Source organism: uncultured Psychroserpens sp., from assembly GCF_947500255.1.
Taxonomy (GTDB): domain Bacteria; phylum Bacteroidota; class Bacteroidia; order Flavobacteriales; family Flavobacteriaceae; genus Psychroserpens.
In genome coordinates this window covers 224,082-239,757 of record NZ_CANMRL010000006.1, presented here as the reverse complement: position 1 = coordinate 239,757, position 15,676 = coordinate 224,082, and the positions used below count along the sequence as shown (strand labels likewise).

The 15,676-nt window shown below is 31.8% G+C and carries 16 protein-coding genes; 13 read left to right on the top strand and 3 right to left on the bottom strand.

The features are described 5' to 3' along the window. The first annotated feature begins 32 nt into the window (after window positions 1–32). The 11 genes from Q0783_RS16250 (at window position 33) to Q0783_RS16200 (ending at window position 8,599) form a co-directional block, all read left to right on the top strand. On the top strand, window positions 33–914 hold the full coding sequence (locus tag Q0783_RS16250; RefSeq protein WP_298896881.1) for a hypothetical protein: 882 nt from the start codon (window positions 33–35) through the stop codon (window positions 912–914). Window positions 915–925: 11 nt separating this feature from the next. Further along, entirely contained in the window at window positions 926–1,912 is a 987-nt protein-coding gene (locus Q0783_RS16245; protein ID WP_298896879.1) for a hypothetical protein, read from the top strand. Between the two features lie 11 nt (window positions 1,913–1,923). Then, window positions 1,924–2,349 (top strand): SRPBCC domain-containing protein, encoded by a 426-nt coding sequence (locus Q0783_RS16240; protein WP_298896878.1) that lies wholly within the window; start codon window positions 1,924–1,926, stop codon window positions 2,347–2,349. Window positions 2,350–2,457: 108 nt separating this feature from the next. Further along, entirely contained in the window at window positions 2,458–3,255 is a 798-nt protein-coding gene (locus tag Q0783_RS16235) for a nucleotidyltransferase domain-containing protein (RefSeq protein WP_298896876.1), read from the top strand. An 81-nt stretch (window positions 3,256–3,336) separates the two neighbouring features. Continuing rightward, window positions 3,337–3,774, top strand: a complete 438-nt coding sequence (locus Q0783_RS16230) for a hypothetical protein (RefSeq protein ID WP_298896874.1) — start codon at window positions 3,337–3,339, stop codon at window positions 3,772–3,774. Window positions 3,775–3,801: 27 nt separating this feature from the next. Continuing rightward, a complete protein-coding gene (locus tag Q0783_RS16225; protein ID WP_298896871.1) occupies window positions 3,802–4,290 on the top strand; it encodes a hypothetical protein in 489 nt (162 codons plus the stop codon). Continuing rightward, window positions 4,287–4,736 carry an SRPBCC domain-containing protein gene (locus tag Q0783_RS16220; protein WP_298896869.1) on the top strand — a complete coding sequence of 150 codons (450 nt, stop codon included), beginning with the start codon at window positions 4,287–4,289 and terminating at the stop codon, window positions 4,734–4,736. The genes Q0783_RS16225 and Q0783_RS16220 overlap by 4 nt, the downstream gene beginning before the upstream one ends. Before the next feature lies 1 nt (window position 4,737). Further along, window positions 4,738–5,709 carry an alpha/beta hydrolase gene (locus Q0783_RS16215; RefSeq protein ID WP_298896868.1) on the top strand — a complete coding sequence of 324 codons (972 nt, stop codon included), beginning with the start codon at window positions 4,738–4,740 and terminating at the stop codon, window positions 5,707–5,709. A gap of 374 nt (window positions 5,710–6,083) precedes the next feature. Continuing rightward, window positions 6,084–7,604, top strand: coding sequence for a CRTAC1 family protein (locus Q0783_RS16210; protein WP_298896866.1), 1,521 nt, complete (start codon window positions 6,084–6,086; stop codon window positions 7,602–7,604). Further along, complete coding sequence (locus tag Q0783_RS16205) at window positions 7,604–7,990, top strand: acyl-CoA thioesterase (protein WP_298896864.1); 387 nt, start codon at window positions 7,604–7,606, stop codon at window positions 7,988–7,990. Before Q0783_RS16210 ends, Q0783_RS16205 begins: the two co-directional genes overlap by 1 nt. A 225-nt stretch (window positions 7,991–8,215) precedes the next feature. After that, window positions 8,216–8,599 carry a hypothetical protein gene (locus Q0783_RS16200; protein ID WP_298896862.1) on the top strand — a complete coding sequence of 128 codons (384 nt, stop codon included), beginning with the start codon at window positions 8,216–8,218 and terminating at the stop codon, window positions 8,597–8,599. Window positions 8,600–8,699: 100 nt separating this feature from the next. Here Q0783_RS16200 and Q0783_RS16195 read toward each other — a convergent pair whose 3' ends face one another. Then, window positions 8,700–9,656, bottom strand: a complete 957-nt coding sequence (locus Q0783_RS16195; protein WP_298896860.1) for an AraC family transcriptional regulator ligand-binding domain-containing protein — start codon at window positions 9,654–9,656, stop codon at window positions 8,700–8,702. An 82-nt stretch (window positions 9,657–9,738) separates the two neighbouring features. Between Q0783_RS16195 and Q0783_RS16190 the strand changes: the two genes are divergently transcribed. Then, window positions 9,739–10,566 carry an SRPBCC family protein gene (locus tag Q0783_RS16190; protein ID WP_298896858.1) on the top strand — a complete coding sequence of 276 codons (828 nt, stop codon included), beginning with the start codon at window positions 9,739–9,741 and terminating at the stop codon, window positions 10,564–10,566. Window positions 10,567–10,657: 91 nt separating this feature from the next. Here Q0783_RS16190 and Q0783_RS16185 read toward each other — a convergent pair whose 3' ends face one another. Then, window positions 10,658–10,810: an SsrA-binding protein gene (locus tag Q0783_RS16185; RefSeq protein WP_230936733.1), complete on the bottom strand. Its 153-nt coding sequence runs from the start codon at window positions 10,808–10,810 to the stop codon at window positions 10,658–10,660. Window positions 10,811–11,435: 625 nt separating this feature from the next. Here Q0783_RS16185 and Q0783_RS16180 point away from each other — a divergent pair. After that, window positions 11,436–13,415, top strand: a complete 1,980-nt coding sequence (locus tag Q0783_RS16180; protein ID WP_298896856.1) for an endonuclease — start codon at window positions 11,436–11,438, stop codon at window positions 13,413–13,415. Window positions 13,416–13,448: 33 nt separating this feature from the next. Here the strand turns inward: Q0783_RS16180 and Q0783_RS16175 are convergent, their stop codons facing one another. Next, the gene (locus tag Q0783_RS16175; RefSeq protein ID WP_298896854.1) at window positions 13,449–15,674 is read right to left on the bottom strand and encodes a M56 family metallopeptidase; all 2,226 of its coding nucleotides are present in this window, start codon (window positions 15,672–15,674) and stop codon (window positions 13,449–13,451) included. Between the last annotated feature and the right edge of the window lie 2 nt (window positions 15,675–15,676).

Here is a 15,676-nt window from a genome sequence, read left to right as displayed (position 1 = left end):
TAAATTGTTTGAAATAATATAAAAAATCAAACATGGATAGAAAAAAATTTCTGACAACAGGGCTAGTTACAACAGCTTCTATGGCATTTATGCCAACCTTAGTTTTTTCAAAAAATAAAATCACACAAGAAAAAGACCCATTAGATAAAGAGTTAGTGTATCAATTCGTTGCTAAAGCTCACGGAGATTTCAGCACTGTTAAAAGTATGTTGTCAAAGACCCCTTCGTTACTGAACGCAACTCATGATTGGGGAGGAGGTGATTTTGAAACAGCTTTGGGTGCAGCTAGTCATATAGGGCATACTGAAATTGCAGAATATTTAATTGCAAATGGCGCAAGATTTAATATGTTTTCCGCAGCCATGCTAGGTGACTTAGGTATTATTCAGCAGCTTTTAGTTAAATATCCAAAATTAATTGATGCTAAGGGGCCTCACGGTTTAGACTTAATTCATCATGCCAATGCAGGTGGCGAAAAATCAAGATTGGTTTTAGAATATCTTCAAAACTTCAAAAAGAATGAACCACCTAAAGAGGGTAAAGTTTTACCTCTTAGAAATGATACCGTTTCACCAAATAATGTTTATCAGCAACGTGCTGTGGCAATTGTGGATTATGCCCATGACAATACTAAAATGACACATGACGAGTTCATTGATTTACACTTTGACCCAGAATTAGTTAAGAAAAGAGGAAGAGATTTTTTCAAGGGTGCTTTAGATAGATTTTGTAAAGAAATGCCTCAGTCTAGCATAATTATGCTAGAAGGTGGTACCCATGAACAAGTTAAAATGATAATCGAAAAGACAGATAAATCTACTAAGTATTATTTCAAATTTTCTTTTTCAAGTGAAAAACCACATTTATTTACAATGATAGGTGCTGGAGGTACTAGAGCAATTTTTGATAGATAAACTTACTTATCATGAAAAAAAAGTTTTTTATCATATTATCTTTAGTTACGTTCATCGCTATAGTTTTATATACTACTCTATCCTCAAAGAAGGAAGAAATAATTGATGTTGCCACAACATTAGAGTTTGAGCAATATATTTCTTCCTATAATATTTATAAAGGAAAACAACAAGATATGTTGCCAACAGAGGATTACCATCTGTTTGAGTTGAAATCAGTGTTGTTTTCAAACTATGCAGAAAAACAAAGACTGATTAAATTACCAAAAGGCGAGCAAATGAAAATGAATGGAAACGGACTTCCTTTATTTCCAAATGGAACTATTATGGTTAAAACATTCTATTACTACAATGATGCAAGAAGCCCTAATGATGGTAATCAATTAATTGAGACAAGGTTATTTATAAAAAAGGAAGAAGTGTGGAATGTAGCAACTTATGTTTGGAATGATTCTCAAACCGATGCAGTATTAACAAAAGAAGGAAAAGATATGGAAGTAAGTTGGGTTACAGCGTCTGGAGAAAATCAAAAAATTGATTACCACATTCCAAGTAACAATGAATGTGCTTCTTGTCATCTATCAGAGAATAAAGTTGCGCCTTTAGGCCCAAAAATGAGAAATTTAAATAATACTATCGTAGTAAAGGATTCAGTCGTCAATCAATTACAGCATCTACAATCACTTGGTATATTGAATAGCTTTGATGTAAAAACGGTATCTACAATCGTTGATTATAATGATTTAGAAGCTTCATTGTCTGATAGAGCCAAAGCGTACCTAGAGATGAATTGTGCACATTGTCATAATCCAAAAGGATGGAAACCAGAAGGAGGATATGATTTCAGTTATGAAACTTCACCTAAGGATGGTAGAATTGTTGAGATTAAGAAAGAAATTAAGGAATCCATTATGGATGGAACAATGCCATATATGGGAGTAACTGTATTAGACCAAGGAGGAATCAACTTAATCGTAGAGTATATTGATAGCTTGTAAATAGCTTTAACATGGTAGATATACATCATCAATTAACAATTAACGAATCAGTTTCTAAGGTATTTAAGGCTATTTCCACTTCAGATGGATTAGACAAATGGTGGAGTAAAAGTACTTTAGGTCTGCCAAAATTAAATGAAAAATATACTTTGAATTTTGGCAATGACTGCATATGGAAGGCAATTGTATCAAAATTCGATATTAATAAAGAATTTCAATTAACAATTGTGGATTCTCATATAGATTGGTTGCATACAAAAGTTGGATTTCAACTTATAAATAAAGACAACTGCACGGAAGTGGTATTTACCCATAGTGGATGGAAAGAAGCCAATGAGCATTTTAAAAATTCATCTTATTGTTGGGCAATGTACTTAAGAATCCTTAAGCGATATGTTGAGTTTGGAGAGACTGTAGTATATGAACAACGTTATTAATATTGTAAGAATTTAAAAAACGGAGTTATTGGAATAAAATCAATAAGTTATTATTTGTTGGCATTCAATGAAAGCTAAAGAAAATTGATAAAAATGAATCTGAAAACTATGAACACTAATATCTTACCTCATCACCAGCGTGCAATCAATAACCTTGTAAAAGAATATCAGGACGATGAACGGTTTGAGGCTTTAATCATTGGTGGGTCTGTTGCCAAAGGATGCGCTAGACCAGATTCTGATATTGATTTTATGATGGTTGCCACAGATGAAGAATTTAAAAATCGACATAAAGTAGGAGACTTTTTTATCAACCGAACGGACTTGACAGATTATCCTGGTGGCTTTGTGGATGGAAAAGTCATCGATATGCATTACATAAAGCAAGTAGTTGACCGAGGAAATGAACCCACCAGAGCGGCATTTGATGGAGCAATCATAGCCTTTTCAAAAGTAGATGACTTGGTGAACATCATCCATTCTATTCAGCAATACTCTGAAGCTGACCGAGACCAAAAAATACGAAAATTCTATGCGATGACTTTTATCCAGAATTGGCTAATGGGTGAAGCAGAGCGACATGGGAACATTTATACGAAAAGCCGTGCCGCATCGCAGCTTGTGCTATTTGCAGGGAGGTTGATTCTCACATATAACCGGATATTTTTCCCATATCACAAGTGGTTTTACGAATACTTGTCAAGATGCAAAGCCAAACCCAAGAACCTAATCAAAGAAATGAATCAGGTTTTAAACCAGCCTACTGCAGAAAATGCTAGAAGGCTGTTCGAAAACGTCCGAGGATTTAGGAATTGGAATGTAACTGACATTGAAGCTTTTCATTGGTTTATGGAAGATGTAGAATGGTCATGGAGAGAAAATAAATCATCCCTTGAGGATTGGTAGAACTTTAGGATCTTCAAGCGATATATCGAGTTTGGAGAGACCGTAGGATATGAAACATATTGATAATTAAATTGTAAGAAGATGAAAAACGTGGTAATTGCAATACTATTAACGAGTTTGTTTTTAGTTGGATGCACTGAAGAAGAAAATATAAAAGTAGATTCTTTTTCAATGTGTTCTAATAGCATTTTGCTAAACCAAGAAGCTTACTTTTCAGATATAAGTGAAGATTTTACGATATCCGAAATTCAAATTAAAGGTGATTGTTTGACAGGTGTAATCAACTTCACTGGTTCTTGTTCTACTGATGTTACATTAAATTTAATTGACTCTGAAGCCATACTTGAATCTTTACCTCTGCAAAGAAACATAAAGTTAGTTTTAGATTATGATACTTCATGCGACACAGAGATTACGAGAAGTTTTTCTTTCGACTTAACCCCAATTAGAGTTGATGACGAAAACCTATTAGAATTGAATATTCCAGGTCTTGATAATGCCTTGTACTATGAGTATTAATAGTTTCAATAAAATAGTATTGAAATCATGAAAAAATTAATTTTTGCATTTGTAATATTTCAAATTTTATCGTGTTCAAAAGAAAAGAAGGGCAATTATGATAAAGACAAGATTATTGCTGAAATCTCTGAAATGTTTGATAATTATCATAATGATATCAGAAATGATGGATTAATTGCAGAATTCAAGTATTTAGATAGTTCAACAAACTTCTTTTGGGTTCCACCTAACTATAAGTCTGCTCTATCTTATGATTCAGTAAGGTCTATTTTAACGTTAAATTCTAAAAGTATCAAAATCGCTAATTTCAGTTGGGACAAAATAGAAATTTTTCCGTTATCAGAAAAAATCGCAAGCTATTCAGGCATTGTTAATAGCATAATTACAAATACATCAGATTCAACAACTACTTTTCAAATTATAGAATCTGGAACAGTTATTAAGAAAAAGGATGGTTGGAAAATGTTAAATGGCCAGTCAGCCATTTTACCAAACAACATAAAATTAAAAGAATGAGAAAAGTTGAGGCTTCAATTATAATTAAGACTAAACCTGAAGTAATTATAAATGCATTCACCGAATTAGAGATGCTAAATAATTGGTGGGGAGTAGAACGAGTTTTGATTGATAAAAAGATTGGAGGCGTATATATTCTTGCTTGGAATATTGGTGACCAATCGATTGGGTTTGTTACTGCAGGCAAAATTAAAGAGTATAGGTACGGAGAACTTCTGGTTATAGATAATTTGGTTAATCTTAATCCAGAAAAGCCGTTTTTTGGCCCAATGTTGTTAACTATTGAAACCAAGACCCTAGAGAATGATTTGACAGAGCTTAATTTATGTCAAGATGGTTATCAATATGGAAAAGACTGGGATTGGTATTATAGAGCTGTTAAAAAAGCTTGGCCTAAAGTTTTATTATCACTTAAAAATTATATAGAAGACAATAATCAATTTTAATATGAAGAAGTTTTTATTTTTAATTTTTAGTTCGTTTTTAATTTCTATTCACGGACAAAATAATTTAAAGCACCAAGTAAATTACAACCCAATTGAACTAAATTCAATTCCACAATATAAAAAATATGGAGATAAAAAAGTAACTCTTCTACTTATTTCAGGTTGGGGAATGCCATCTAGTATTTGGAATGGTTTTATCGAGAAAAACAAAAATACATATACTATTTATAATATAGCATTACCAGGTTTTGATGGAACTGTAGCACCAGAAATTCCAGAAGAAGGAACAGACTATTCAAAAAAAATCTGGACAAAATCTGCAATGAATGGGATTGTTAAACTTATTAAACAAGATAATTTAGAAAATGTGTTTGTCATAGCTCATTTTATAACGGCTACTCAAGTTGGTTTTGAATTATCTATTAATTATCCTGAATTAATAGGTGGGTTTATTAGTGTTGGTGGACCAATTAAATTTATTCATTCAAACCCTCAATATGCTTCAATGACACCAGAAATGCGTGCAATTAGTGTTACTAAAGGAATGGCGCAACAATGGTTTAAAACAATTTCAGAAGATGTTTGGGATGAAAACAATTTTAAGGAGGAGTTTTATTCTAGTGACCAAAAATCAGCAAAAAAATTATGGGATGATGTTGCCAAAGTAGATTTGCCCATAATGATTCAATATATATGTGAATATTATGCCTCTGACCCTAAAGAGTATTATTCTAAACTTACTATTCCAACATTAGCTTTAATTCCTTCTTTTAATGAAGAAATAATGAGTAAAGTTGACGATCCAAACTACAATTTTATAAAGCCACAGTTCTATGATAGTTGGTACAATGCACAAAAAATAAACTCTAAAATTAATGTTGAAATAATTCCAGATAGCCATTTTGCAATAATGTTAGATAACCCGAAACTGTTTGAGCAGAAAATAAAATCATTTATAAAGTCCTTCAATTGAAAGAAATACAACATCTTTAAGATTAGTTTTTTAACTGATTCTATTTTCGTGTTCCGAAAAGAATAAGATTCTGATTTCCTCAACAACCTATGTAAATTATTCAAAGTAATAGAACCATCTTTTATAATAGGAATTAAGACAAATCATGAAGTCAATAAATAAATGAAATAACCGGACAAACCTGGCCAGAACGGATATATCGAAAGTACCTAGAGAACCTACCATTAAGGTGCAAGTCTTCATAACTATATGACTACACTATTAATGGATTCATAACTTCAAATTAATCAAACTTTACTTCATTTCTGCAAGAGTTTATCAAAGTGGTGTATAGATCATTTAATTAACTATTACATTTATAGAAAACTGTGTATATGAAAGTAATAATGTTAATGACTTTTTTATCGTCAATGACTTTACAAGCACAAAATTTCACAAAGATTACAAATGATCCTTTCACGATGGATGGAGGTAACTCTCATGGTATTGCTTTTGGCGATTATAATAATGATGGCTATCCTGATATATATGTTTCTAACCTTAATGAAAAAGATTTTCTCTATAAAAATATTGGCAATGGCTCATTTGCAAGAGTCAAAAATAATATAGTGGTTGATAGTGAGTACAACACTGCTTCGGCCAATTGGGTTGATTTTGATAATGATGGTGATAAAGATCTTTTTTTAGCTGTTGGTAGCACTCATGAACCAGAAAACAACGTTCTCTATATTAATAGTGGAAACGATAAATTTAAGTTAGCAATAGAATCTAAAGTTGGAGATTTAATAAATTATAAAGGATCGACCGAAAGTGTTACTTGGGGAGATCTCGACAATGATGGCGATTTAGATATGTTTGAAGTGAATTGGAAAGTGCAACCAAATCTTTTATATATCAATCAGGGCAATGGTACTTTCAAACAAGATTCTATTTCTGGAATTACAAATAATTTAGATTGGGCAATTACCGCAAATTGGATAGATTTTAATAAAGACAACCAGTTAGACTTATTCGTTGCAAGACAAGGCTATCCTATTAGTGCTGGCAATAACAATAATATTCAATTAAGTAGTGATAATTCATTGTATATAGGCACCCAAGAAGAACAACTTAACAATGCTTTTAACCAATACGATCCTCTGGTAAGTTCAGGTGGTAATTCTATTACAAGTAGTTGGGGAGATATCAATAATGATGGCTATCTGGATGTGTTTATAGGCAATTTCGATAATCAAGGTAATTTTCTATTTCTAAATCAAGAAGGAAAAGGTTTTGAAAGAGTATATAATGATCCTGTGGTGAACGACAAAGCCTTTTCTATTGGCTCATCATTTGGTGATTTGGACAATGATGGTGATTTAGATCTCTTTGTTTCTAATGGCTACCAAGAACCTGAAAAAAATTTCTTATATCTCAATAATGGGGATGGTTCATTTACAAAAGTTAATTCTGGTATAATTACTCAAGAAAAGACTATAAACGTTGCCAATGTATTAGAGGATTTTGATAATGATGGTGACCTAGATGTATTTGTCGTTTCTAGAGATGGTAATAATAATTTAATGTATAGAAATGAAATTAATAGCTCAAATAATTGGTTAAAGATTAAATGTGTTGGCGTACAATCTAATAAAGGCGCTTTAGGTGTAAAAATAAAAATCTCATATAGAGAAAACAGTAAAGACAAAATTCAATATAGAGAATTACATCAATTGTCTGGTTATGGCGCTCATGGTGAATCAATCATTCATTTTGGTTTAGGCAAGCAAAAAGTTGTAGATAAGATTGAAATTATTTGGCCAAGTGGAGTTACACAAGAGTTTAAAAGTGTGAAGGTCAATAAATTTTACCAATTAATGGAAAATGATAAGCAACTCAACATATTCAAACTTTAATGAATTTAATTGAAACACACCGAAGTACAATTTATCCTTGGCATTGTGATTTTAACAACCATATGAACGTACAGTTTTATGTGGCAAAATTCGATGAGGCTACCTGGCACTTTCTACACCATCTAGGTTTAAGTAAGGCATTTTTGGAAAAGAACCATGCTTCTATGGTAGCGGTAGAACAGCATATTAAGTATTATAAAGAATTGGTTTCTGGCGACCTAATACACATTCAATCGACAATGATTGCAAAAACCAATAAAACCTTAAAGTTTGTCCATAAGATGTACGATACACAAACAAAAGATAAAGTTTCGGAAACCGAATTAACTGTAATGATGATTGATAAATTTACTAGAAAAGTAATTGAAATAAATAATTACTGTTAAGCTCAATGAATAATTATAAAAATACGTTTAATCTCATTGTTTTTTATAATCGCTTTTTCTCTTTCTACTCGGAAGAATCCTATTGCAATCACAAATGTTAATATGATAACTATGAATTATGAAACTGTTATAAATAATCAAATGGTAATCATGAAAGATGTCAGGATAGTTATTATAGATAAAGTTAGTATTCCTAAAACTTACTTCTTATGAAAAGATTTAATTATGAAAACAAATAAAATTCTAAAAATCATTTTAGCTGTAATAATTGGAGAGGTATTAATGATCTTATTAATAACATTAGCTCAAGAAATAATTGTTGATGGTGTAAAATTAAATAGTTCACCAATAAGTAATATTATTATTGGAGGCCTAGGAACGCTTATGTCTGGTTTAACTGTTGGTGCAGTAGCTACTTGTGTTGCAGGCAAAAGCAATTACATACCCATTATTATTTTATCAATTTTTGTAGTAATAGAAACTACCTATTTAATTATCGCAGATAAAATCAATAACCCTATTTGGTTTGATGCTATGGCTGCCATATCATTAATTGGGACTATATGGCTAGGATATTATTTTAATAAATTCTTATTCAAAGAAGATTAAAACTAAATGAAAATGGCATTTAAATAGTAAAAGTAGAACTTGTCAAGAAGAGGAAATCAATTCCAATCATTAAAGCAAAGTTTTATTAGAAAGAATATAGCTAATTTTTTCCCCAAGACTTAACAGCGTGCAAATAGGCGCTAGATTCTGAATAGCCTAAAATATAAGCGACATCTTTAGTTTTGAGGTGTTTTTCATTTACCAAATACTGAGATAGTTCTTTTTTTATGTCATTTAAAATACGTCTAAATGATGTCCCTTCATTAGTTAATTTTCTTTGAATAGTTCGCTTACTATATGGAAACTGCTTTTGTACTTGCTCAAAATTTGGAATTTCAGGTGAACACATATGCAAGGTCATATGTCGTATTTGATTTGAAAGTATGTTTTTGCTTTCTGAGCCTTTGTTGAGCATTAATAAAAATTTAGGTAATAATAATTCAATTTCCTTTATTTTACTTTTATTAATTTCAGTTTTAATGATATCTAATGGAAGTACTAATTGATAATCATCACCATAAGTGATTTCAGTCTTTAGTGTATCGGAGTAGTGCTTTTTTTCGAAAAAAGGAAGACGAATTTGAGGTGTGAAATGTTTAGGAATCATAAGCTTTAATTCTCTAAAAACAATTGCTAAAACTAGATCTAAAAGATGTCTCCTCATTTTTTTATGCTTTACAGAGCTTTCAAGTTGAAGTATGAAGTGGTTTTGATCTTTGATAACTGTAGCTGTTACTAAAGGGAATTTGGTTTTTAAAAATTGCTGAAGAATATAAACCCCTTGTTCAATACTAGACGTATTTAATGAGATTTCTAAAACTAGCCCTAGAGCTCCTAAATTGAGATAAGACCCAAAATTTAAACCAAAATAATCACTATTGGTAACTTCAATGGCCTTATTAAAAACGGATAAATACGTTTTTGCTTCAATCATTTCATTTGGATCACAAAGATCAATGTTGTGTTTAGGTAGGATATCTATCAATGTATTGCTATCTAAATTATGATATTCGGCATACTCTAATAAACTGGCTAAGTAAGGTGCAAAAATTCTCATATTGTAAAGTTAAAAAAATGGCGTAAAATATCAATACAAGCTTATTTCCTTGTTATAATTTTGGATAAAATAAATTGATACAATGAATACATTACAAAAGTCATTAACCGCTAACGCAGTATTTTCTTCAACCTGTGGTATTATATCCATACTATTTAAAAATGATTTAGAACGTTTGTTTGGTATAGCGTCAAATAACACATTTCTAATTTTAGGAATTCTACTTCTCATATTTGCCTTAACACTTGTGATAGAAGTAAAGAAACAAAGGGCGCTTTCGGTTTTATGGATTATTATTCAAGATTTACTATGGGTAATTGGTAGTGTGATGTTATTACTATTTAACCCTTTTGATATTACTACAGAAGGACATGTAATTATTGCTATAGTTGCGTTTGTAGTTTTACAGTTAGCGTTTGTTCAAGTAAGAGGGTTAGCTAGAATTGACGAAGAACACACACGAGGATTAAAAGTCATTAGGTTTAGTAGAACAGTAAAAGGGACTAGGCAACATGTGTGGGACATTATTTCAGATGTAGGTAATTACCATCAAGTGGCTCCAAATATTGATAATTCAAAAATTATTTCAGGAGATAAAAAAGGGATGGTTCGATCTTGCTCACATGGTAAGGATAGTTGGACCGAAACATGCACACTGTGGGAAGATGAAAGGCAATATTCTTTTGAGGTCAACACCAAGGCTCCAGATTATCCATATCCTTTAAAATTTCTAAAAGGAACTTGGATTGTAAATGAACTAACGTCTAGTGAGTCTGAAATTGTTATGACTTTTGAGTTTGAATATAAAAAAACATTACAAAATAGTCTTGTACATCCTTTAATGAAATACAAATTCACAAAAGTATGCAAAGAACTTTTAGATAATTGGCAACATATGATTGAGAAATAGCATGTGTTCATAAACGCAGGATTGGCCACTTATAACACTTCGTCGTAGTTAAATGTTAAAGAAGGTTTAGTGGCTTTTTCTGTGATTAGAACTACCCTAAAGCACGCTTAGTCACATAAACTCTCCAGCCAATAATAGCTAATTGGAGTTTTGTGGCTTTGCTTAGATCTAACTGTTGTTTGGAGTAACTAGGTAAGAGTAATTTGTTGAGTTTGGCAAGTCCCTTAAAGAAATTCTGCTTCATATACTTAGGTTTAGAAGATTAAACCGGTAAGTAAATTTAAGAGATTTGTAATTGTTGCCAAAGAACTTCTTTTTATTTTTTAAAAATGATGTAAAACCTATTCTAGACTAAGTTTTACAATCATGGGTTGGATTTAGTTAACCGAAAAAAGAATATCGATTAATAGTTTTGCAAGTGTCATCATAATGTTTTGGTTTTAAGGTTAATATTTATGTCATTTTCTTGATTGAGTTTTCAATATATAATTTTGGAAATCTTGTTTCCAAATGTTTATAGTAAAATCTATGAAATTGAATATAAAAATATAACTAAAAAGATGATTTTAATTTCAATAATCATGTGACTCTCTTGAGTAAAGTTTCAAATTGTTATTTAAAAGTGTTGTTTTAGTTGTTTTTTGTAATAATTCAAGGGGTGTTTTGATGCTTTTTTTTGAAACCAAGGGGGTTTTCATTATAAAAATGCCCAAAAACGGGTGTTTCATCTTTTTTAGTTTTTAATTTTTGAGATTTAAGCAATATCAAATGGGCTGAAAAAAAGCTGTCTTTTTCATAAATTTTATTATTTATTAAGATGATAATGGAGAATAGCTTCGATAGATGATTACATTTGTAAAAAACATACAATGAAAACACCGCTATTATATTTCATTTCCATATGTTTTATGCAACTCACATTTTCACAAGTCGTTATTAACGAATTAGATTGTGACACTCCTGGAGTTGATAATATGGAATTTCTAGAACTTTTAAGTGATACACCAAACTTTGCATTAGACGGCTATGTTGTTGTCTTCTTTAATGGTTCTAGCTCAGGAATGAATTCCAGCTACTTTACCATTGATCTTGATGGCTATGAGACCGATATTAATGGATTATTACTAATTGGTAGTAACTCTGTAAGTCCAGTCCCTCAATTGCTCATTTCAGAAAATGTATTTCAAAATGGTGCTGATGCTGTTGCTATTTATCAGGCAGATGATACTGACTTTCCCGAACAAACAGTTGCAACCATTGATAATTTGGTTGATGTATTAATCTATGGAACAGCAGATGCTGATGATGCAGATATGATTGCAATTTTTAATCAGGATCCTAGATTTGCTAGTATTCAACAAATTAATGAAGGGCCTGGAAATAATACAAATTCAATTCAACGATTTGTTGATATGGGCAATAATGTTTCTTATACAGCGACAACGCCCACACCAAGACAACTTAATGATGGAAGCGGTGTAGTACTCAATGGTGTTAGTATTAGTGTCGCTCAAACTCAATACAATGAAGATGATAGTTTCGATATTACATTTACTACTGAAACACCAGTTACTGAAGCCTTAAACTTTAATATCCTTCTTGATAATTTGGGTTTTAATACCTCTGATTTTACTGGAAATACTATGATTTCAATTCCTGTAAGTCAAAGTATGGCATCCACAACAATTACTTTAGTTGATGATATGGATGATGAAGGTGATGAAGTGACACGTATTCGATTTGAGAGTTTGCCTGCAGAGTATTTAGAGCTTAATAGTAATCTAGAAATTCGTATAGTAGACAACGATTTTACTATGGCTAATTTTGGAACACCTTTAAATCCTACCTTCGGAAATGTAACAAGCACACAACCTACTGGTTATTACAATTCACTAGATGGGTTGGCAGATACTGATTTACGTCAGGCTTTACAAGACATTATAGCTGATCCAAATGTGGTGAGAGCTCAGACCTATGCTGATGTGCTAGATATATTGGTAAATGCCGATCAAAATCCGCTAAATAGTAATCAAGTCTGGTTATTGTATACAGAGCAAGGTCGCGCTAAGTTAGACTTACAAACAGGATCTGATAATAACGGAAAATGGAATCGAGAACATACGTATCCACGTTCTAGAGGCGGTTTTTTTGATATTGAAGAAGATGAAATTGCTGATGGGATTGATGTGTTTTGGACTACCAAAGCTGATTCCCTACGTCATGGAAATTCGGATGCACATGCACTTCGTGCTGCTGATGGACCAGAAAATAGCGCAAGAGGAAATCAACATTATGGCCAATATACTGGACCAGTAGCAACCCAAGGAAGCTTCTACGGAGATGTTGCTAGAAGTGTTTTGTATATGGAAATTAGATATAATGGCTTGCAAGTAGTTAATGGTTTCCCAGAAAACGGACCAGGGGAATTAGGTGATCTCGCAACACTATTGGATTGGCATAGAAATGATCCTCCAGATGATTTTGAAATGAATCGTAATAATATTGTTTATAATTGGCAATTTAACCGAAATCCGTTTATTGATCAACCCGATCTAGTAGAGTATATTTGGGGAACTAACGTAGGTGATACATGGGATCAACAATTAAGTGTGTCAGAGTTAGATGAAAATGCAATTAAAATTTTTCCTAACCCAAGTAAAGGGACTATTTCAATTAAAGGATTAGAAAATGAAGCAGTGTTAAGTGTATTTTCAATAGAAGGAAGGCAAATTAAAACAGTAGTACTTAACGAAGATCGCTTATTGAATCTTAATTTAGCAAGTGGTATATATGTACTTCAAATAGCCTCAAAAAATAAAACAACGACTAAAAAACTCATTATAGAATAAAAAAAAGCCCAAACTTTAGTTTGGGCTTTTTTTTTAATTACCTATGGCTCTTATAAATAAACTTTCCCCCTGAGATTTCCCCATGACAATATCAGGAATAGCTTGATCTTTTTCTTTCCAACTCGATGTTGATTTACTACCTTTCTTGTCGTTAAGTGTAATTTTTATACTGGTTATTTCGCCAGCTTTATTACGTCGAACTTTAGAGAATTTTGCATCTATACCATGCTTTTTTAATTCATTTTTCTGTTGTTTTAAAAAGGCGTCAGAAGAGTTTTTGGAGATAATGAATTCTGCTGTGCTATAATCATCTCCTATAACATATGCATATGACCCTTTGGTTTCAACAACTATAGGACTTATATGTCCTTTTACAACAGTTCCAGTTCTATATCCAGTAACTACTTTAGGCGATTTCGTATTGATAACTACAACACCATTCTTTCCTTCTTCTCCATAGACCTTAACAGCTCTTTTGTCTTTTATAACATCAATACTATTAATAACATTAGGGTCGATATCACTTATTTTTCCAGAAGTAATAGCTTTCCCATCAACAATAATAAGTGGTTGTTCGCCATCAGATTGGATAAATTCGTAAGTACCAATAGTATTACTTTTACCAACTTCTCTTACTACAAATTTATTTGCTCCTCCTTTTTTGGTCATTACCACAACCCCATTCTTAGCTTTGCCACCATAAGATTGCACAGCTGTTGTACCTTTTAATACATTTATGGATTGGATTTGTTCAGAATCGACATCTTCAAAGTCAGCTTTCTCTACAACCTTACCATCTATAATAAATAGTGGGTCATCTGATTCAGAAATAAAAATATTACGCTTTCCATTTTCCGAAGCATTAATCCTTATTTTTTTTCCATTTTCTTTAACCCAAAAATTTTGTCCTGCTTTTTGTTCTATAATTATTGGTTCGTCTCCACTAGAGGTTTTGATTCTTACTTTAGAAGTCTTTTTTTGTCCATCCTCATCATCACTTTCAAAAACATATACATTACTACTACCAGTCGATTGTGTTTTTACTTCTCCGTCTTTGGTTTCATAAACAAATACATTTTGCCCTTTGTCTAAAGAGCCAATATTAAATGAATCTTTAGTGCTTTTAAAACGGAATGCTTTAATCCCATCATCACCATTGATGTTGTAATTAGAAGAACGTTCTGCACTTTTAAAATCGGTTTTAATACTAGTGATTTGACCGTCTTTATTTCGTTTGAGATTAGAGTAAGTGAACGTAATACCTTTGTCTTCTAATCGTTCTTTAAGCTTTTTTAATTGTTCGTCGGTCGTGTCTTTAGTGATGACTATCTCTATATCACCAGTTTGAGGAATGAGATATTCGGCTTCAGTTTTTTCTTCTGAAGGCACTTCAATATATATAGTTTCTGTATTGAAACTCATCATAAAAAGAGCTAATAAAGGAAGTACCAGACAGAACTTAAGTTGGTTAATTTTGTTTGATTTTGATTTGTGTAACATAACAATTCGTTTTTTAATTAATGATGTGTAAAAATTATTTGTAAATGCTAGTTGATGGTTTTTCACGCTAGCTTTTAATAAAACTGTTTGATAGCTTATATCGCATTCGGATATGTATTGTGCTTTTTGGTCGGCTATAAATTCTAAATTTTGCTGTAATGCTTTCTTATAGAGCCAAATAATTGGATTAAACCAAAATAGAATGCATGAGATTTGAGCAACAATAGTATCTATAGAGTGTAACTCTTTAGTGTGTACTTTTTCATGATTGATCACATGTGCTAGCTCATCGTCTTTGAATAGGCTAGGATTATACACGATGCGATTAAAAAATGAAAACGGAGCAACTTGAGCTTTCGTTTCTAGAAGTTTGTATGAGCTCGAGAATCGTATCTGACTAGTTTTTAGAATTTTTCGGAGCGATAAAAATTCGATAGCTAATTTTCCGAAGAAAAATAAAATACCGATAAGATAGGTCCAAATAATCAATTGTGTGTAATCAAATGGTTCAGTTTCTATTGCAACATTGTTAACCGCTACGGGAATAGTCGTATCTGTGGCGAAGGTAAAACCTGAAAGATTCGTCGCTGTGTACTCGACGTAATTAGGAATAACAACAAGTGGAATACAACTTGCAAATACCAATCCTGATAATAAAAACCAACGATTAGCTTGGAAAAAAGTTTCCCGTTGCAAAAACAATTGATAGCATAAATAGAATATTAATAGTACAGCAGATGCTTTAAGTAAATAGTCCATAA

Coding starts and splice junctions, on each gene's coding strand:
- Q0783_RS16250 (WP_298896881.1), top strand. CDS start 33: ATGGATAGAAAAAAATTTCTGACAACAGGGCTAGTTACAACAGCTTCT.
- Q0783_RS16245 (WP_298896879.1), top strand. CDS start 926: ATGAAAAAAAAGTTTTTTATCATATTATCTTTAGTTACGTTCATCGCT.
- Q0783_RS16240 (WP_298896878.1), top strand. CDS start 1,924: ATGGTAGATATACATCATCAATTAACAATTAACGAATCAGTTTCTAAG.
- Q0783_RS16235 (WP_298896876.1), top strand. CDS start 2,458: ATGAACACTAATATCTTACCTCATCACCAGCGTGCAATCAATAACCTT.
- Q0783_RS16230 (WP_298896874.1), top strand. CDS start 3,337: ATGAAAAACGTGGTAATTGCAATACTATTAACGAGTTTGTTTTTAGTT.
- Q0783_RS16225 (WP_298896871.1), top strand. CDS start 3,802: ATGAAAAAATTAATTTTTGCATTTGTAATATTTCAAATTTTATCGTGT.
- Q0783_RS16220 (WP_298896869.1), top strand. CDS start 4,287: ATGAGAAAAGTTGAGGCTTCAATTATAATTAAGACTAAACCTGAAGTA.
- Q0783_RS16215 (WP_298896868.1), top strand. CDS start 4,738: ATGAAGAAGTTTTTATTTTTAATTTTTAGTTCGTTTTTAATTTCTATT.
- Q0783_RS16210 (WP_298896866.1), top strand. CDS start 6,084: ATGAAAGTAATAATGTTAATGACTTTTTTATCGTCAATGACTTTACAA.
- Q0783_RS16205 (WP_298896864.1), top strand. CDS start 7,604: ATGAATTTAATTGAAACACACCGAAGTACAATTTATCCTTGGCATTGT.
- Q0783_RS16200 (WP_298896862.1), top strand. CDS start 8,216: ATGAAAACAAATAAAATTCTAAAAATCATTTTAGCTGTAATAATTGGA.
- Q0783_RS16195 (WP_298896860.1), bottom strand. CDS start 9,656: ATGAGAATTTTTGCACCTTACTTAGCCAGTTTATTAGAGTATGCCGAA.
- Q0783_RS16190 (WP_298896858.1), top strand. CDS start 9,739: ATGAATACATTACAAAAGTCATTAACCGCTAACGCAGTATTTTCTTCA.
- Q0783_RS16185 (WP_230936733.1), bottom strand. CDS start 10,810: ATGAAGCAGAATTTCTTTAAGGGACTTGCCAAACTCAACAAATTACTC.
- Q0783_RS16180 (WP_298896856.1), top strand. CDS start 11,436: ATGAAAACACCGCTATTATATTTCATTTCCATATGTTTTATGCAACTC.
- Q0783_RS16175 (WP_298896854.1), bottom strand. CDS start 15,674: ATGGACTATTTACTTAAAGCATCTGCTGTACTATTAATATTCTATTTA.